Consider the following 18,811-nt stretch of genomic DNA (forward strand, 5'->3'; position numbering starts at 1 on the left):
GCGGATGTCGAGGCATCGTCGATCACCGCCCGCGTGGCCACCCCTCTCCCTAACCCTCCCCCGCAAGGGGGGAGGGAACCCATCCGCCGGTGCCTCCCTGACTCGCGCAAACGATCAGAGCGGAGCTGTGACGCTTGGTGAGGTGAGCACGCTGATCGGGCTCCCTCCCCCCTTGCGGGGGAGGGTTGGGGAGAGGGGTAAGTTGCGGGCGCTGACGGATAATGTTGCGCGAGGCAGTCTCAACGCAGCTCGCACGTCGGTCAGCACGCCATGAGCTTCCCCGACATCACCCCCTCACTCAAAGCCGCGATGCCGGAGCTGCGCGGCCGGCTGCTCGCCAACCAGTCGCTGGCCGAGCTCACTTGGTTTCGCGTCGGCGGTCCGGCGCAGGTGCTGTTCACGCCGGCGGATGAGGACGATCTCGCATATTTCCTCGCGCGTCTCGCATCTGACATCCCCGTCTATGTCGTCGGCGTCGGCTCGAACCTGATCGTGCGTGACGGCGGCATTGCCGGCGTGGTGATCCGTCTCGCGCCGCGTGCCTTTGGCGAGGCGACCGCCGACGGCGATATCGTCACCGCGGGCGCTGCGGCGCTCGACAAGCGCGTGGCGGAAGTTGCGGCAAGCGCCAATATCGGCGGGCTCGAATTCTACTTCGGCATTCCCGGTACCATCGGCGGCGCGCTGCGGATGAATGCGGGTGCCAATGGCGGCGAGACCAAGGACGTGCTGATCGAGGCAAGGGGTGTCGGGCGCGACGGCACCAAGCACGTCTTCTCCAACGCGGACATGAAGTTCGTCTATCGCAACAGCGGCGTCGATCCCTCCATCATCTTCACATCCGCGCGCTTCCAGGGCGAGATCAAGGATGCCGAGGCGATCCGCGCCCGCATGGCCGAGGTGCAAAACCACCGTGAGGCCGCGCAGCCGATCCGCGAGAAGACCGGCGGCTCGACCTTCAAGAATCCGCCCGGCCATTCCGCCTGGAAGTTGGTGGACGCCGCCGGCTGCCGCGGCTTGCGCGTCGGCGGCGCGCAGGTCTCGGAGATGCACTGCAATTTCCTGATCAACACCGGCGATGCCACCGCGCACGACATCGAGACGCTGGGCGAGACCGTGCGCGAACGCGTGAAGGCGAATTCCGGAATTGAGCTACACTGGGAAATCAAGCGGATCGGGGTTTCATGATCATCGTCATTCCGGGGCTCGCGAAGCGAGAGCCCGGAATCCATACTCACGATCGTGGTTATGGATTCCGGGCCTGCGCCTTGCGGCGCATCCCGGAATGACGGAGCAGATAGGTAACTGAGAACATGCGCATCACCATCCTCTTCGGCGGCTCCAACCGCGAGCGTCTGGTTTCGGTCGCCTCGGCCCAGGCGCTGCACCAGGCGCTGCCCGAGGCCGATCTCTGGTGGTGGGACATCGAGGACAAGGTGCATGTGGTGCAGTCCAAGCAGCTGCTCGAGCATGCCCGCCCGTTCGAGGACGAGTTCACGCCCGGCACGCGGGGCATTCCGCTGGCGCAGGCGCTCGACCAGGCCAAGGCGGAAGGCCGCGTGCTGGTGCTCGGCCTGCATGGCGGGCGCGCGGAGAACGGCGAATTGCAGGTGATGTGCGAGGCGCGCGGCGTGCCCTTCACCGGCTCGGGCTCGGCATCCTCGCATCTCGCCTTCGACAAGATTGCAGCCAAGCATTTCGCCGCGCTCGGCGGCGTGACGCCGCCGGCCAACATTGCGCTCGAGGCCATCGAAGAGGCCTTCGCCGAATATGGCCGGCTGATCGCCAAGCCGGCGCGCGACGGTTCGAGCTACGGCCTGATCTTCGTCAACGCCAAGCAGGACCTCGTCGCCGTCCGCAATGCCGCCAAGCACGAAGAGTATGTGATCGAGCCCTACATCGCCGGCGTCGAGGCGACCTGCGGCGTGCTCGAGCGCCCCGACGGCTCGATCATCTCGCTGCCGCCGATCGAGATCATCCCGGGTGAGGGCAATTTCGATTACGCGGCAAAATATCTTTTGAAGTCGACCCAGGAGATCTGCCCGGGCCGGTTTGCACCCGAGATCACCGCCGCGCTGAAGGAGCAGGCGATGCTGGCGCACCGGGCGATGTCCTGCACCGGCTACTCCCGCTCGGACTTCATCGTCTCGGAGAAGGGCCTCGTCTATCTCGAAACCAACACGCTGCCCGGGCTGACCAAGTCCTCGCTCTACCCCAAGGCGCTGAAAGCCGAAGGCATCGCGTTCGTCGACTTCCTGCGCGGCCTGGTCGAGCTCGCCGGGCGGGGTGTGCGAAAATAATTAGGACTGGTTAACGGCCAAACGGCCGAAATGGCCCGGTTTGGGGTCCAAATCCGGTAAAATGCCGGACATCGCGGCATAAATGCCTCACATCACGGGGCAAAAAGCATTCCGCGTTAACGAAGTTTACCTTTTGTTTACCAGGACAGCCGAAGGTTAACGCTGGCGGCGCATATGGCGTTTTGGCTGCCGGCGCGTGAGCTGTCCTGGTGATGTCACCTCCAGCGAACGCTTTGAACGGGAGAGGTTTCTTCTGCTGAAGACCAGCACCCGGCCCGGCAAGTCCGAGACGTCATGTTCGCCAGGACCCGCGCGATGTTGCGGGCTAACTGTTGACGAGCTCGTGCAATGGATGGTGCAGGAAGCCTCACCCGGTCGCTTTTCAGATCGCTGAGGCCCCAAGCTGACCTGAAGGCGGCCGCTGTCGGAGCGGTCGTGCTTCTGCGCGAGTGGGTGCAGGACAAGCGGGCCGAGGCGCGCGCTGCCGCCCAGGACAAGGCCAAGGCCAAGGCGAAGTTGAAGCCGGTCGTCGAGCGCGAGCCGCCGCCGCGCGTGGTCGCGCTGGTCGAGCGCTATCTGCCGCGCCGGGTCGGGCTCACCATGACCGTGGTGCTGCTGCTCGGAAGCTGCGGCTTCGGCATCGTCAAGGGCGGCCATCTCCAGGATTTCATCACCGCGGTCAGCGATGCCCGCAACGCGCTGGCCAATTCCGCCGGCTTCCGCATCACCTCGGTCGCGATCAACGGCCGCAAGCAGCTCACCCAGGACGAGATCCTCGCGATCGGCGGCGTCAGCGGTCGCTCCTCGCTGCTGTTCCTCGACGCCGACGCGGTGCGCGACAAGCTCAAGGCCAATCCCTGGATCGCGGATGCGACCGTGCTGAAGCTCTATCCGGGCCGGCTGATGATCGACATCACCGAGCGCCAGGCGTTCGCGCTGTGGCAGGAGGCCGGCCGGCTTTCCGTGATCGCCGACGACGGCGCCGTGCTCGAACCCTATGTCTCGCGCCGCTTCCTGGCGCTGCCGCTCGTGGTCGGCAAGGGCGCCGACACCCAGGCGCGCGATTTCCTGGCGCTGCTGGCGCGCTATCCGCAGATCAATTCGGTGACCAAGGCCGCGATCTATGTCGGCGAGCGACGCTGGAATTTGAGGCTCAAGGACGGCCTCGACATCCGCCTGCCCGAGCAGGACGTCGGCAATGCGCTGGCGATGCTGTCCCGGCTCGACAAGGAGGACAGGCTGTTCTCCCGCGACATCGTCGCCGTCGACCTGCGCCTGCCCGATCGCCTGGTGGTGCAGCTGTCCGACGACGCCGCCAAGGCGCGCGAGGAGCAGTTCAAGGACAAGAAGAAGAAAAAGGCCGGGGACGCCGCATGACCGGTCTTGATCGCAACCAGACCCCGAAGACGCGCCCGATGCCGCACAAGCGCGGCGGCCTCGTCGCCTGCCTCGACATCGGCACCAGCAAGATCGCCTGCATGATCGCGCGGCTGAAGCCGTCGCCCCCGAGCGACGCCTTGCGCGGCCGCACCCATGCGGTGGAGCTGGTCGGATACAGCCAGATCCAGTCGCGCGGCATGAAGGCCGGCGCGGTGATCGATCTCGGCGAATGCGAGCAGGCGGTGCGCCAGGCCGTCGGCCTCGCCGAGAAAATGGCCAAGGTGCGGGTCGATTCCGTGCTGCTGTCGGTCTCCGGCGGCCGGCTTTCAGGCCAGCTGGTCGAAGCCGCCGCCGACATCCGTGGCGGCGCAGTGACGCCGGCCGATGTCAGCCGCGTGACCTCTACGGGCATGCGCCACGCCACCGGCGAAGGCCGCACCGTGTTGCACGCGCTGCCGGTCGGCTACACGCTCGACGGCGTCAAGGGCATCCGCGATCCCCGCGGCATGGTCGCGCACCAGTTCGGCGTCGACATGAATGTCGTCACCTGCGACGCCACCGTGGCGCGCAACCTGATGCTGGCGGTGGAGCGCTGCCACATCAACGTCGAAGCCATGGCGGCGAGCCCCTATGTGGCCGGTCTTTCCGTGCTGACCGACGACGAAGCCGATCTCGGCGCCGCCGTGGTCGAGATGGGTGCGGGCACCACCACGATCGCGGTCTATTCCGGCGGACGTTTCGTGCATGCGGCCGGTTTTGCGGTTGGCGGGCAACACATCACGATGGATCTCGCGCGTGGACTCTCCGCGACCATTGCCGATGCCGAGCGAATCAAGACGTTATACGGCACCGTCATCACCGGCGGATCGGACTCGCGTGAGCTGATGTCTGTACCGACAGCCGGTGACGAGCAGGATCTGCCGCAGATCGTCTCTCGCGCCACCATCGCCAACATCGTCAAGCACCGTGCCGAGGAAGTCTTCGAAATGGTTCGGGACAAGCTGAAGGATTCGCCCTTCGCCTCAGAGCCCAACGGCCGCGTCGTGCTCTCGGGCGGCGCCTCGCAGCTCACCGGTCTTGTCGAACTCGGCACCCAGATTCTCGGCCGGCCCGTGCGGGTCGGTCGTCCGCTCGGTTTCGGCCGGCTGCCCAACGAGGCGAAGAACGCCGCGTTCGCGGTGCCGGCCGGACTTCTCGTCTACCCGCAATATGTTCACCTCGAACATGTCGAACCGCGGCATACGCGGCAGCAGGTCAAGACAGGGACCGGCGGTTATTTCGGAAAGGTCGGACGATGGCTACGCGAGGGCTTTTGATGACTCATTTCCGCAATTCCCGATTTTCACCAACTCCCGCGGCCACCGGCCGGGGCGAACCCACGCGCGCGTGATCGAGAGGCAACCATGACCATCAGCATCAATGTTCCTGATATTCACGAACTGAAGCCCCGGATCACCGTGTTCGGCGTCGGTGGCGCCGGTGGCAACGCCGTCAACAACATGATCACGGCGGGCCTGCAAGGCGTCGACTTCGTGGTCGCCAACACCGACGCGCAGGCGCTGACGATGTCGAAGGCGCAGCGCATCGTGCAGATGGGCACCGCGGTCACGCAAGGGCTCGGCGCAGGCTCGCAGCCGAACGTCGGCGCTGCCGCCGCGGAAGAGGTGATCGACGAGCTGCGCGACCATCTCTCGGGCGCCAACATGGTGTTCGTCACCGCCGGCATGGGCGGCGGCACCGGCACGGGTGCTGCTCCCGTCATCGCCAAGACCGCGCGCGACATGGGCATCCTCACCGTCGGCGTCGTGACCAAGCCGTTCCACTTCGAGGGCGGCCGCCGCATGCGCACCGCCGAAGCCGGCATCAACGAACTGCACAAGGTCGTCGACACGCTCCTGATCATCCCGAACCAGAACCTGTTCCGGGTCGCCAACGAGAAGACCACCTTCGCCGACGCCTTCGCGATGGCCGACCAGGTGCTCTATTCGGGCGTTGCCTGCATCACCGACCTGATGGTCAAGGAAGGCCTGATCAATCTCGACTTCGCCGACGTGAGAGCGGTGATGAGGGAAATGGGCAAGGCGATGATGGGCACCGGCGAGGCCTCCGGCGACAAGCGCGCGCTGACCGCCGCGGAAGCTGCGATCGCCAACCCGCTGATCGACGACTCATCGATGAAGGGCGCCAAGGGCCTCCTGATCTCCATCACCGGCGGCAAGGATCTCACGCTGTTCGAGGTGGACGAAGCCGCAACCCGCATCCGCGAGGAAGTCGACCAGGACGCCAACATCATCGTCGGCGCGACCTTCGACGAAGCGCTCGACGGCCTGATCCGCGTCTCGGTCGTCGCCACCGGCATCGAGCAGGCGGCGATCGCCCGCAACAGCCAGGCGACCTCCGCTCCCGTCGCGAACGCCGCGCCGCAGGTGCAGCAGGCCCCTGCCGCTCCGGCCGCCGTTGCCGAGAGCCGTCTCGCCGACCTGACCGCGCGGCTCCGTGCCGACAACCAGCGCCTGGCCGAACGGGCCCAGAAGCTGGAATCGCAGATCCCGACCGCTGCGTCGGCTCCGATCGCCGCCGCTCCGGCGGCGCCGCGTGCGAACGTCGAGCGCGCCGCGCTCGCCGCCATCGCCGCTGCCGTCTCCGACGTGCCGCATGCGCCGGCGCCGCAGACCTATGGCGACGTCACCGTGCGCCCGATCGCGCAGAAGCCGACCCTGTTCCCGGAGCCTGAGCAGGCCCCGATCGCAATGCAGGAGCCGATGACGCCGGAAAACTTCATCCCGCCGCAGGCCGAGCGCCCGCCGGTCCGTGCGCCGCGGATGCCGCGCCTCGAGGAACTGCCGATGCCGGCCCAGGCCGAGCTTCGCCAGGCCCGCGGCGAGGTCGAGGAAGAGACCCCGCAGAAGAGCCGCCTGTCGCTGCTCCAGCGCCTCGCCAATGTCGGCCTCGGCCGCCGCGACGAGGAAAGCGAGCCGCCGGTCGCGGCCCGCACCGCCGGTCCCGCGATGCCGCCGCTGCCCGATCGCCGTCCTCAGAAGACCGTGGCACAGCAGATCGCGGCGAGCGAGCCGGTATCAGAGTATGCCCGCCGTCCCGCGCCCCAGGGTCTGGACATGCATGGCCGCCCGGCGCCTGTTGCGCCGGCGCCACAGGGTGACGACCATCTTGATATCCCAGCCTTCCTGCGGCGTCAGGCGACCTGAGGATTGTTACAATAAGGCCGACGAAAAAAGGTCCCGGCAACAAGCTTGCCGGGACCTTTCCTTTTGTCCAATGAATGCCCGGATTGCTCAGCCAAACAACTGATTTTAAATCATTAATTACGTATTCGGTGGTTCAGTAAAACTGCCGATAACGGCCCAAAACCTAAGGCTAATTTGGTTAAGCCTTGGCGCGAATACGGCAGGTTTGGGGTAACAATCGGTAAAAAAGCGTGAGTTGGCGCTGTTTGAGGCAGCAACTATGGTTTGCCGTGACTTGGGGATACGGAGATTCGCAATCGTCGGCAGTGGCCGGCCAAGCGTGTCTAGTATAAGTCGCAATGGGTCGTAGTGGGGCGGATTCCTGATGAAATTTAGCCGGCAAACAACGCTTCGCGCGCAAGCCACCGTGGCAGGCCTCGGCGTTCACTCCGGTCTTCCCGTCACCCTCACGCTTGGGCCTGCGCCCGTCGACGCGGGTTTTATTTTTGTCCGCACCGGCCTTGAGGGAAGTGATCGTGAAGTTCAGGCGACTGCCGACCAGGTGATCGCCACCGATTTCGCCACCGTCCTCGGCGATCGCAGCGGTCCTTTGGTCTCCACCGCGGAGCATGTGCTTGCTGCACTGCGGGGCATGGGCGTCGACAATGCCACCATCGAGATCGACGGGCCGGAAGTGCCGATCATGGACGGCAGTGCCGCGGCCTTCATTGCGGCGATCGACCAGGCCGGCATCGTCACCCAGTCGGCGCAGCGCCGCTTCATCCAGGTTTTGAAGCCGATCTCGGTCAAGATCGGCGACACCTTCGGCGAGATCCGGCCCTATGCCAACGGGTTCCGCGCCGAGGTCGAGATTGACTTCACCAATGCCGTCATCGGCCAGCAGAGCTACGCCTTCGAGCTCAGCCCGGAACGCTTCCGCCGCGAAGTCGGCCGCGCCCGGACCTTCGGCTTGATGTGCGATGTCGCCCGTCTCTGGAGCGCGGGTTACGCGCTCGGCGCCTCCTTCGACAACACCGTCGTGTTCGACGACGAGCGGCTGCTCAACACCGAGGGCCTGCGCTACGCCGACGAATGCGCCCGCCACAAGGTGCTAGACGTGATCGGCGACCTTGCGCTGGCCGGCCTGCCACTGCTCGGCGCCTATCGCTCGGTTCGCGGTGGCCACAAGCTCAACCATGCCGTCCTGACGGCGCTGCTCGCCGACCGCACGGCCTGGCGCGTCGTCGAGGGCGAGGCGGTCCGTCGCACCACGCGTCCAATGGGCGAAGTCGGCCGCGGCATCGTCGGCGGCCGGGTCGCTGCGGCCTACGGGCCGGACGTGTCCTGAACAGACCCGCTGCCGCGGATCCGCGGCGGTCTTTTTCCCGGGAAACTCCTGGTAACCATGATCCGCTAGCATTGCGGCAATTTCGCCTTAATCCGGGCGGAATGCCTGCCTATCGGGTGAGTTAGCGATCGTTTTTCGGTTACTCCTGCGTGGTCGCATGGCAGGCACCACGGTCACATGTCGCGCCCATGACCGAGTTCATGGGCTGGCGGGCACCGCATCACAGGGCGTCAGGTCTTAAATTCATGTCGGCACAGCGTATGACGCGCGGATATCTCTCCCTCTCGTCTGGCGCCCGCGGGCTGCTTCACGCCGCCACCTTCATCCTGCTCGCGCTGCCCCTGGCCGGCTGCGGCACCGGCGCGCTCTGGGACAAGTTCACCGCCAAGGACGACACTTTCACCGAGGAGCCCGCCGACAAGATCTACAATGAGGGCCTGTACCTCATGAACGAGAAGAAGGACATGAAGGCGGCGACCAAGAAGTTCGAGGAGGTCGACCGCCAGCATCCTTATTCCGACTGGGCCCGCAAATCGCTGCTGATGTCGGCCTACGCTTCCTACCAGGGCGGCGACTATGACGGCTGCATCGGCGCCGCCACCCGCTACGTCACGCTGCATCCCGGCAGCCCGGACGCGGCCTATGCGCAGTACCTGATCGCCGCCTCCCATTACGACCAGATTCCGGACGTCAGCCGCGACCAGGGCCGTACCGAGAAGGCGATCGCCGCGCTCGAAGAGGTGGTGCGCAAATATCCGAACTCGGAATATGCGACCTCGGCCAAGGCCAAGATCGAGGGTGCGCGCGACCAGCTCGCCGGCAAGGAAATGAATGTCGGCCGCTATTACGCGCAGAAGCGCGACTACACTGCGGCGATCAACCGCTACAAGGCCGTCGTGACGCAGTACCAGACCACGCGCCACGTCGAGGAAGCGCTGTTCCGGCTCACCGAGGCCTATATGGCGATCGGCATCGTCGGCGAGGCGCAGACCGCGGCCGCCGTGCTCGGCCACAATTTTCCTGACAGCCGCTGGTACAAGGACGCCTATAATCTTGTAAAATCGGGCGGTCTCGAACCGAGCGAGAATCAGGGGTCCTGGATCAGCCGGACCTTCAAGAAGATGGGTCTGTAGGTCTCGGCTAGGAAATCTGGTTCCATGCTGGCGCGTCTGTCGATCCGTGACATCGTCCTGATCGAACGGCTCGATATCGAATTCGCCACCGGCCTTGCGGTTTTGACCGGCGAGACCGGTGCGGGCAAATCCATCCTGCTCGATGCCTTTGCGCTGGCGCTCGGCGGCCGCGGCGACGCCGGCCTCGTGCGTCACGGCGCGGAGCAGGGGCAGGTCACCGCCGTGTTCGATGTCCCCAAGAATCACCCGGCGGCGAACATCCTCGCCGAGAACGGCCTGGAGGACACCGGCGAGATGATTCTCCGCCGGGTTCAACTCGCCGACGGCCGCACCCGCGCCTTCATCAACGACCAGTCGATCAGCGTGCAGACGCTGAAGGCGGTCGGCGCCGCCCTGGTCGAGATCCACGGCCAGCACGACGAGCGCGCGCTGGTCGATGCCGCCACCCACCGCCGCCTGCTCGATGCCTTCGCGGGCCTCGAGAAGGACGTCTCCGCCGTCGAAGCGCTCTGGGATGCCCGCCGCACCGCCAACACCGCGCTGGAAGAGCACCGCACCGGGATGGAGCGCGCTGCGCGCGAGGCCGATTATCTGCGCCATGCCTCCGACGAATTGAAGCAGCTCGCACCCAAGGACGGCGAGGAGACCGCGCTGGCCTCGCGCCGCACCACCATGATGCAGGGCGAGAAGATCGCCTCCGATCTGCGCGAGGCGCAGGAGGCGGTCGGCGGCAATCATTCGCCGGTCGCGGCGCTGTCGGCCGCCGTGCGCCGGCTGGAGCGCCGCGGCGTCAATTCGCCGGCCCTGGTCGAGCCGGCCGTAAGGGCGATCGACATCGCGATCAACGCGCTGGAGGAGGCCGATCAGCATCTCCAGGCTGCGCTTGCCGCAACCGATTTCGATCCGGCCGAGCTCGAACGTATCGAGGAGCGGCTGTTCGCACTTCGCGCGGCCTCGCGCAAATATTCGACGCCGGTCGATGGCCTCGCCGCGCTGGCCGCCAAATACGCCGCCGATGTCGTGCTGATCGATGCCGGCGCCTCGCAGCTCAAGAAGCTGGAGCAGGCCGCGATCGAGGCCGATTCGCGCTATGCGGCTGCCGCCAAAAAACTGTCGCTGGCGCGGCAGAAATCGGCGGAGAAGCTCAACAAGGCCGTCAACGCCGAGCTCGCCCCGCTCAAGCTCGAGCGCGCCAAGTTCATGACCCAGGTCGAGACCGACGAGGCAGCTCCGGGCCCGCAAGGTTTCGACCGTGTCGAGTTCTGGGTGCAGACCAATCCGGGCACGAGGCCGGGACCGCTGATGAAGGTCGCCTCCGGCGGCGAGCTGTCGCGCTTCCTCTTGGCGCTCAAGGTCGTGCTGTCCGACCGCGGCTCGGCGCCCACGCTCGTGTTCGACGAAATCGACACCGGCGTCGGCGGTGCGGTCGCGGACGCCATCGGCGCGCGGCTCGCGCGCCTTGCCGGCAAGGTGCAGGTGATGGCCGTGACCCACGCTCCCCAGGTCGCCGCCCGCGCCGACCAGCATCTGCTGATCTCCAAGGACGCCCTCGACAAGGGCAAGCGCGTCGCCACCCGCGTCAATGCGCTCGCCGCCGACCACCGCCGCGAGGAGATCGCCCGCATGCTCGCCGGCGCTGAGATCACGGCGGAGGCGAGGGCGGCCGCGGAGAGGTTGCTCAAGGCGGCGACGGCTTGATTCTCGTGTCCGGACGCGCGCAGCGCGAGCCGGGGCCATTAACGTCGCTGCATAGTATCCGGGGAACAAAGCGCCCACCCCGCCTTTACCCTCCCGCCCGCTCCGTCGTATCCAGACACCATGGCAAGAGCAGCAAAATCCAAGGCAAGGCCGCTTCGCGACGTCACCGAGCTCACCAAGGCGCAGGCCAAGGTCGAGCACATGCGGCTCGCGCTCGAGCTCGAAGAGCACGACCGCCGCTATTATCAAGAGGACGCGCCTAGCGTCACCGACGCCGAATACGACGCGCTGCGCCAGCGCTTCAACGCGATCGAGAAGCGCTTTCCGGAATTCGTCAGCGCGGACTCGCCCTCGCAGAAGGTCGGCGCCGCGCCGTCCGGGCGTTTCAGGAAGGTGCGGCACTCCCTTCCCATGCTGTCGCTCGACAATGCCTTTGCCGAAGAGGACGTGCGCGACTTCGTCGGCCGCATCGTGCGCTTCCTGAAGCTCGACGACGGCAAGGTCGATTTCTCGGCCGAGCCGAAGATCGACGGCCTCTCGATGTCGCTGCGCTATGAGGGCGGCGAGCTCGTCACCGCGGCGACGCGCGGCGACGGCGCGGAAGGCGAGGACGTCACCGCCAACATCCGCACCCTCGAAGACGTGCCGCAGAAGCTGAAGGGCCGCAACATCCCTGACATCTGCGAGGTGCGCGGCGAGGTCTACATGACCAAGAAGGCCTTCCTCGCGCTCAACGAGCGGCAGAAGGCCGCCGGCGATACCATCTTCGCCAATCCGCGCAATTCGGCCGCGGGCTCGCTGCGGCAGAAGGACCCGACCATCACCGCCTCGCGTCCTCTCGGCTTCTTCGCCTATGCCTGGGGCGAGATGAGCGCGATGCCGGAGGGCACGCAGAGCGGCATGATCGGCTGGTTCGAACGTTGCGGCTTCAAGACCAATCCGTTGACCAGGCTGTGTCACTCGGTCGAGGAGCTGCTCGCCTTCCATCATTCGATCGAGGAGCAGCGCGCGCGGCTCGACTACGACATCGATGGCGTTGTCTACAAGGTCGATCGCATCGACTGGCAGGAGCGCCTCGGCTTCGTCTCGCGCACGCCGCGCTGGGGCATCGCGCACAAATTCCCGGCGGAGCGCGCCATGACGGTGCTGCGCGACATCGAGATCCAGGTCGGCCGCACCGGCTCGTTCACCCCGGTCGGCAAGCTCGAGCCGGTCGGCGTCGGCGGCGTGATCGTGCAGAACGTTACGCTGCACAACGAGGACTACATCAAGGGCATCGGCAACAAGGGCGAGGTGCTGCGCGAGGGCCGCGACATCCGGATCGGCGACACCGTCGTGATCCAGCGCGCCGGCGACGTCATTCCGCAGGTGGTCGACGTCGTTCTCGACAAGCGGCCCAAGACCGCCAGGGAATTCCACTTCCCCAAGAAGTGCCCGTGTCCGTTGCACACCGACGTCACGCGCGAGGAGACGGCGGCGGGCGAAGAAGGCTCGCGCGCGCGCTGCACCGGCGAGTTCGCCTGCCCCTATCAGAAGATCGAGCATCTCAAGCTGTTCGTCTCGCGCCGCGCTTTCGACATCGACGGTCTCGGCGAAAAGCAGCTCCGGTATTTCTTCGATGAAGGATGGGTGAAAGAGCCCGCCGACATCTTCACGCTGGAGAAGCGCAATTCGAAGCTGAAGCTCGAGGAGATCGAAGGCTACGGTGCGACCTCGGTGCGCAATCTGTTCGGCGCGATCGAGAGCCGGCGCAAAATCGCGCTGGAGCGTTTCGTCTATGCGCTCGGCATGCGCCATGTCGGTGAGACCACCGCGCTGGCGCTGGCGCGCGGCTACGGCTCCTGGGATACCTTCCACGATGCCTGCCTCAAGGTCGCGAAGGGCGACGAGGAGGCGATGGCGGACATGGACGCGCTCGACCAGATCGGCGACACCGTGATCAAGAGCATCGCCGATTATTTCGGCGAGAGCCACAACCGCGGCATCGTCGAGCGGCTGACCAAAGAGGTCGAGATCGTCGACGCCGAGAAGCCGAAGAGCAACTCGGCGGTGGCCGGCAAGACGGTGGTGTTCACCGGCTCGCTGGAGAAGATGACGCGCGACGAGGCCAAGGCGACCGCGGAGCGTCTGGGCGCAAAGGTCTCGGGCTCGGTGTCGAAGAAGACCGATCTCGTCGTCGCCGGCCCCGGCGCCGGCTCGAAGCTCGCGGACGCCAACAAGCACGGCGTCAAGGTGCTGACCGAGGACGAGTGGCTGAAGCTGATCGGGGAGTGATGGGGCGAGCGCGCGTCTCACTCCGCCGTCATCGCCCGGCTTGACCGAGCGATCCAGTACGCCGAGACAGCTGTGATCGAACCGAGACGCCGCCGCGTACTGGATCCCCCGCCGGAGCCTGTCATCGGGCTCGCCGAAGGCGAGACCCGGTGGCGGGGGATGACACCGACGGTGTCGTGACGGCCGTCGCCCACAGCGACAGCTACATCATCCCGCTCTCTTCCTCCTCGGCCTGCTCGATCAATTGCTCGCTCACCACCAATTCGCGGCGGGGGACGACGAAGATCATCATGCAGGCACAGAGCAGCGAGATCGCCAGCACTGCCGCGGTCAGCGGCAGCGTCGTTGCGGAATGGCCGCCGAGATAGGCGCCGAACTGCGACATCAGCGCGCCGATGCCCTGCTGGAGGAAGCCCATCGCACCCGATGCGGTGCCGGCCGCCTCGGGACGGATGCTGATGGCACCGGCGGCGGAGTTCGCCATCACGAAGGCATTGCCGACCATCACGATCATTTGCGTGCCGAATAGCCAGGCCGGTGCCTCGTTCCAACCGGTGAAACTCCACAGCAGGTTCAGCAGGCTGCCGCACAGCTGCAGGCCGAGACCGAACCAGATCAGTTTCTCCAGCGAGTGTCGCGGCGCAAAGCGCACGCAGAGCAAATTGCCGACGAGATATGCAAAGCCTGTGGTCGCGAACCAGGCGCCGTATTCCGCGCTGGTCCGGCCCATCTGCGTGACCACGATATAGGGGCCGCCACCGGCGAAGGTGAAGATGATCTGCGAGGCCAGTACCTGGCACATCACATAGCCGATGAAAGCGCGGCTCTTGATCAGGGTGCCGACGTCGCTGCGAAAGCCGCCGCTGCCGACTGCGCGGTCGCGGCGCGTCTCCGGCAATGCGATCGCGATGCCGACGGCGACCGCGATCGCGCCGATCGTGACGGCGTAGAAGATGGCGCGCCAGCCGAACGCGGTCTCGATCAGGCCGCCGGTGAGCGGCGACACCATCTGGCCGATCATCAGCGCCGCGACCACGAGGCTGATCATCGAGGCAACGCGGTCGCGCTCGTAGATGTCGCGGATGATGGCGCGGCTGATCACCATGCCGGAGGCGCCGCCCAGCGCCTGGAAGAAGCGCGCTGCGATCAGTTGCGGCAGGGTCTCGGCGAAGATGCAGGCGATGCTCGCTGCGACCATCAGCGCGAGGCCTCCAAGCAGCACCGGACGCCGGCCAAACTTGTCGGACAGCGGCCCCATGATGAGCTGCGACAGCGCGATGCCGACCATGTAGAGCGACACCGTCATCTGCGCGATCGAGATGTCGCGCCCGAACGTCGTCGCCAGCACCGGCAGTGCCGGAACCAGGATGTAGAGCGAGATCGGCGCGATCCCGGTCATGACGACCAGCAGCAGCAACACCACGCGCGAGGTCGCGATGTTCTTCGTCGCCGCGTCCGGCGGCCTGCTGATCATGCCGTGCATAGATGTCCGTCTTTCGAATTCGAATCGACTGTAACGTGCTCACGCAAGACGGATATCGGCGTTTCGGCATGCGGCTATACGGATTCCGGGACGGTTATAATAACGGCGCGATGGCGACCCATTGAGCGCACGTCTCGTTCCACAAATGAGGTGTCATTCCCCGCGAAAGCGGGGGAATCCAGTATGCCGCGGCTTCACCGTATACGTTTGACGTCTCTGGAATACTGGAGGCCCCGCCTTCGCGGGGCATGACAGCTGTGGTGGGGTGAGGAGCGTTGCGCTAGTCGCGTAGTGCCATGCGCGCTACGCCTTCAGCTCGGCCGTCGCCTGGTCGAGCCACGCCTTCGTCGCCTCGTCCAGCGCCGGCCGCACCTCGGCCCGTACGCGCGCATGATAGGCGTTGAGCCAGTCGAGCCCGTCACGGCTCAGCATCGCCACATCGATCAGCCGCCGGTCGATCGGCGCCAGCGTCAGCGTCTCGAACGCGTTCATTGGCTTCTCGGCGCCCTTGATCTCGGCGGCGACGACGAGCTCGAGGTTCTCGATGCGGATGCCGAAGCCGTCGGTCTTGTAGTAGCCGGGCTCGTTGGAGAGGATCATGCCGCGCTTCAGCGGCGTGGTGCCGAGCTTGGAGATGCGCGCCGGCCCTTCATGCACACTGAGATAGCTGCCGACGCCGTGGCCGGTGCCGTGCTCGAAATCGACGCCGGCGGACCAGAGATATTGCCGCGCCAGCGTGTCGAGCTGCGCGCCGGTGGTGCCGTCGGGAAACACTGCGCGCGCGATCGCGATATGGCCGCGCAGCACGCGGGTGAAGCGGTCGCGCATCTCTTCCGTCGGCTCGCCCACCGCCATGGTGCGCGTGACGTCGGTGGTGCCGTCTTCATATTGCGCGCCGGAATCGATCAGCAGGAGATCGCCGGGCGCGATGCGCCGGTTGCTCTTGCGGGTGACACGGTAATGCACGATGGCGCCGTTCGGGCCAGTGCCGGAGATGGTCGGGAACGAGACGTCCTTGAGCGCGCCGGTGTCGCGTCGGAACGTCTCGAGCGCCTCGACCGCGTCGATCTCGGTGAGCTTGCCGCTTCCCGCCTCGCGGTCGATCCATGCGAGGAAACGTGCCAGGGCCACGGCGTCGCGGACATGGGCCGTCTTCGTGCCGGTGATCTCGGTCGCGTTCTTGACCGCCTTGAGCAGTGCGATCGGATCGCTGCCGCGCACCGGCTTGCCGCCGGCGCCCGCGATCAGCCGGCTCAGCGCGTCGGCTGCGGTGGCATTGTCGAGCGCGATAGCCGCGCCGCTCTTCGCCAGCGCCATCAGCGTCGGCGCCATCGCGTCGGGGTCGCGCACGTCGGCGGACTGCTCGAGATGGTCGCGCGTCAGGTTGGAGAGCTTGCGATGGTCGATGAAGATGGTGGGACGGCCGTCCTTCGGCACCAGCGCATAGGACAGCGGCAGCGGCGTATGGGCAACGTCGGCGCCGCGGATGTTGAAGGTCCAGGCCACGGCATGGCTGTCGGACAGCACCAGCGCATCGACGCCGAGCTTTCCGATCTCGCTCCTGATCTGCGCGATCTTCGCGGCCTCGGCGATCCCCGCATATTGCAGGCCGTGGACGGCGACCGGGGCGAGCGGCGGCTGCGGCCGGTCCTGCCAGATCGCATCGACCGGATTGCTGTCGACGGCGACCAGCTCGGCGCCGGCCTTGGCGCAGGCAGCCGCGAGACGCTCGGCTGCCGAAGAAGTGTGCAGCCACGGATCAAATCCTAGGCGATCGCCCGCCTTCAGATGCGCCGACACCCAGCTTTCCGGCGGCGGATCGACCAGAGACTCCACCGCCCAGGCCTTGGCGTCGACCTGCTTGGCGGCCTGGATGGTGTAGCGGCCGTCGACGAACACGGCGGCTTCGTGCGTTAGCACCACCGCCAATCCCGCCGAGCCGGTGAAGCCGGTCAGCCAGGCGAGGCGCTCCTCCGACGGGGGAACATATTCGTTCTGCTGCTGGTCGGCCCGCGGAACGACGAAGCCGGTCAGCTTGCGGCGGGCGAGCTCTTCACGGAGCGCGGCCAGGCGCGCCGTCAATGCGACGCCGGCCTCGGGCTCCTCGAATGTCTGGAAGTGTGCTTCGAACATGATGGGCTCAATCTAGGACCATGGGGATCGGTCCGCAATCCGGACGCAATTGCGCCGCATCTGGCATGGACTGTGCTTGAAAATGTGCCATTCGAATTGAGTGGAGTACAGGATGCAGCAGTTGCGCTTCGTCCGGATAACAGGGAAATTCGAGCAAGTGGTTCATCTCAACGGCGAGGGGACACACGATGCCAGCGTTCACGTTTGAGAAGATCACGCCGCCGGCCCGCCGCGCCCCGGCCGCAACACAGCCTGAAAAGCCGCGCGGCCTCATCAGCCAGATGATTGACCGTTTCGCCGAGCGCCGCGCCAGGCGCGCCTTGCGGCGCGAGCGCGCGATGCAACGGAACGAGAAGCCGGGCGAAGTTTCGTAGGGTGGGCAAAGGCGCAAAGCGCCGTGCCCACGATCTTTCTCCGGCGGCGACAGATGGTGGGCACGCTCCCGCCGTCGCTCTTCGAGCTGTGGCGGGCAAGTCGCTTTGCCCACCCTACGGCACCTCGCTTACCCCACCTTCCGCAGCAACAAACTGCTCCACCCCTCGATCCGCAGATGCCTGAGCGGCACGAGGCCGCGCGCGCGGTAGGCGGCGATCACGGCGGGAGCCTGGTGCGTGAGCAGGCCGGAGAGGATGACGCGGGCGCCGGGCGCGAGGTGCCGCGCCATAGGGCCGGCCAATTGCCTTAACGGGTTGGCAAGGATGTTGGCCAGCACCAGGTCGAACGGGCCGGATCTGGCAAAATCGGGTGCGGCAAAGCCGGTCGCGCGGATCACCCGGACCTGATTGCCGACTTCGTTCAGCGTCGCGTTCTCGGCCGCCACCCGCACCGAGGGCGGGTCGATGTCGGAGGCCAGTACCGCGCGATGCAGCGCCTTCGCCGCTGCGATGGCGAGCACGCCGGTCCCGGTGCCGAGGTCGAGCAGGCTCCGCGGCCGGGAACTCTTCAGGACATGGTCAAGCAACAGTAAACAGCCGCGGGTGGTGCCGTGGTGGCCGGTGCCGAAGGCGAGCGCCGCCTCGATCTCGATCTTGAGCTTGTTCGGCGCGACGCGGTCGCGGTCGTGGCTGCCGTGCACGACGAAGCGTCCGGCCGGCACCGGGACGAGATCTTCAAGGCTCGCCTTGACCCAGTCCTTGGCTTCGACCGTATCGAAGACGAGAGTCGCGGCGATCTCATTTCCGGCTGAAGTTGCAACGAGTTCGCGCAACAATTCCTGATCCGGCGCGTCGGCGAAATGCAGTGTGACGTCCCATCGTCCGTCCGGCCGCTCGAACGCCGCGACCGCCGCATCGCCCTCGAAAAACACCTCAGTCAGCAGATCGACGACGCGCTTTGCCGAGGTCTCGTCGGCAAGCGAAAAGCTGGCGCGGTGGGTGGGTGAAGGCTGCATGCTAAGGTTCCGTCAGGCTCAGTTTTTTGAACTTTTGTTCCAAAAGTTCATACAACTTGCAATTCGCCAATTAACCCGACTGCAGGTCGGGCTCCGTAGATTTTCGGATGTTGGGGCTGACCAACACAGCTTGAAATCGAAACGGAGGCGAGTCTTGAAGTCCATGGTTTTGAAGTTCTGGTCCGATGAATCGGGTGCGACCGCGATCGAATACGGCCTGATTGCGGCCGGTATCGCGCTGGCGATCATCACCGTGGTGAACAGCCTGGGCACCACGATGAACGAGAAGTTCGGTTCGATTAGCAGCTCCTTGAAGTAATTTCCGCCTCCTATTTCCCAGCGGGGCACCTTTCTTCATGGACAGTCATATTTCGACGAACGCCCGCTGGGGGAATTGCCCTCTGGCGGGCGAGGTCGTTGTTGGGGGCTGGTTCTCACAGGAAAGCCACAGCCTGTCCCCATCCTTTCCCTGATGCTGTCAACGCCG

General features: G+C 65.9%; 14 protein-coding genes. 11 read left to right on the forward strand and 3 right to left on the reverse strand.

Going from position 1 to position 18,811, the window contains the following annotated elements:
• Positions 1–270: 270 nt before the first annotated feature.
• From murB to ligA, 9 genes are all read left to right on the forward strand, one after another.
• On the forward strand, positions 271–1,188 hold the full coding sequence (gene murB / locus AAFG16_RS11800) for a UDP-N-acetylmuramate dehydrogenase (protein WP_342739234.1): 918 nt from the start codon (positions 271–273) through the stop codon (positions 1,186–1,188).
• 125 nt (positions 1,189–1,313) lie between these two features.
• Positions 1,314–2,300 (forward strand): D-alanine--D-alanine ligase, encoded by a 987-nt coding sequence (locus AAFG16_RS11805; protein WP_283084700.1) that lies wholly within the window; start codon positions 1,314–1,316, stop codon positions 2,298–2,300.
• A 348-nt stretch (positions 2,301–2,648) separates the two neighbouring features.
• Complete coding sequence (locus AAFG16_RS11810) at positions 2,649–3,677, forward strand: cell division protein FtsQ/DivIB (RefSeq protein ID WP_283084701.1); 1,029 nt, start codon at positions 2,649–2,651, stop codon at positions 3,675–3,677.
• Positions 3,674–4,996 (forward strand): cell division protein FtsA, encoded by a 1,323-nt coding sequence (ftsA, locus tag AAFG16_RS11815; protein WP_283084702.1) that lies wholly within the window; start codon positions 3,674–3,676, stop codon positions 4,994–4,996. Before AAFG16_RS11810 ends, ftsA begins: the two co-directional genes overlap by 4 nt.
• An 87-nt stretch (positions 4,997–5,083) precedes the next feature.
• On the forward strand, positions 5,084–6,886 hold the full coding sequence (gene ftsZ / locus AAFG16_RS11820; protein ID WP_342739235.1) for a cell division protein FtsZ: 1,803 nt from the start codon (positions 5,084–5,086) through the stop codon (positions 6,884–6,886).
• A gap of 364 nt (positions 6,887–7,250) precedes the next feature.
• A complete protein-coding gene (lpxC, locus tag AAFG16_RS11825) occupies positions 7,251–8,213 on the forward strand; it encodes a UDP-3-O-acyl-N-acetylglucosamine deacetylase (RefSeq protein ID WP_342739236.1) in 963 nt (320 codons plus the stop codon).
• Between the two features lie 245 nt (positions 8,214–8,458).
• The gene (locus tag AAFG16_RS11830; RefSeq protein ID WP_283084705.1) at positions 8,459–9,346 is read left to right on the forward strand and encodes an outer membrane protein assembly factor BamD; all 888 of its coding nucleotides are present in this window, start codon (positions 8,459–8,461) and stop codon (positions 9,344–9,346) included.
• 24 nt (positions 9,347–9,370) lie between these two features.
• Entirely contained in the window at positions 9,371–11,044 is a 1,674-nt protein-coding gene (gene recN, locus AAFG16_RS11835) for a DNA repair protein RecN (protein WP_342739237.1), read from the forward strand.
• Between the two features lie 120 nt (positions 11,045–11,164).
• Entirely contained in the window at positions 11,165–13,318 is a 2,154-nt protein-coding gene (ligA, locus tag AAFG16_RS11840; RefSeq protein ID WP_342739238.1) for an NAD-dependent DNA ligase LigA, read from the forward strand.
• A gap of 202 nt (positions 13,319–13,520) precedes the next feature.
• Here the strand turns inward: ligA and AAFG16_RS11845 are convergent, their stop codons facing one another.
• Both AAFG16_RS11845 and AAFG16_RS11850 read right to left on the reverse strand, forming a co-directional pair.
• On the reverse strand, positions 13,521–14,801 hold the full coding sequence (locus tag AAFG16_RS11845; RefSeq protein WP_342739239.1) for a multidrug effflux MFS transporter: 1,281 nt from the start codon (positions 14,799–14,801) through the stop codon (positions 13,521–13,523).
• Positions 14,802–15,104: 303 nt separating this feature from the next.
• Complete coding sequence (locus AAFG16_RS11850) at positions 15,105–16,934, reverse strand: aminopeptidase P family protein (protein ID WP_342739240.1); 1,830 nt, start codon at positions 16,932–16,934, stop codon at positions 15,105–15,107.
• 188 nt (positions 16,935–17,122) lie between these two features.
• Here AAFG16_RS11850 and AAFG16_RS11855 point away from each other — a divergent pair, with 188 nt between their 5' ends.
• A complete protein-coding gene (locus tag AAFG16_RS11855; protein WP_342739241.1) occupies positions 17,123–17,308 on the forward strand; it encodes a hypothetical protein in 186 nt (61 codons plus the stop codon).
• Positions 17,309–17,436: 128 nt separating this feature from the next.
• Here AAFG16_RS11855 and AAFG16_RS11860 read toward each other — a convergent pair whose 3' ends face one another.
• The gene (locus AAFG16_RS11860) at positions 17,437–18,324 is read right to left on the reverse strand and encodes a 50S ribosomal protein L11 methyltransferase (RefSeq protein WP_342739242.1); all 888 of its coding nucleotides are present in this window, start codon (positions 18,322–18,324) and stop codon (positions 17,437–17,439) included.
• Positions 18,325–18,478: 154 nt separating this feature from the next.
• Between AAFG16_RS11860 and AAFG16_RS11865 the strand changes: the two genes are divergently transcribed.
• Complete coding sequence (locus AAFG16_RS11865; protein ID WP_283084711.1) at positions 18,479–18,643, forward strand: Flp family type IVb pilin; 165 nt, start codon at positions 18,479–18,481, stop codon at positions 18,641–18,643.
• The last annotated feature ends 168 nt before the right edge of the window (positions 18,644–18,811 follow it).

Origin of the sequence: Bradyrhizobium sp. B117 (assembly GCF_038969555.1) — a bacterium.
Lineage (GTDB): Bacteria > Pseudomonadota > Alphaproteobacteria > Rhizobiales > Xanthobacteraceae > Bradyrhizobium.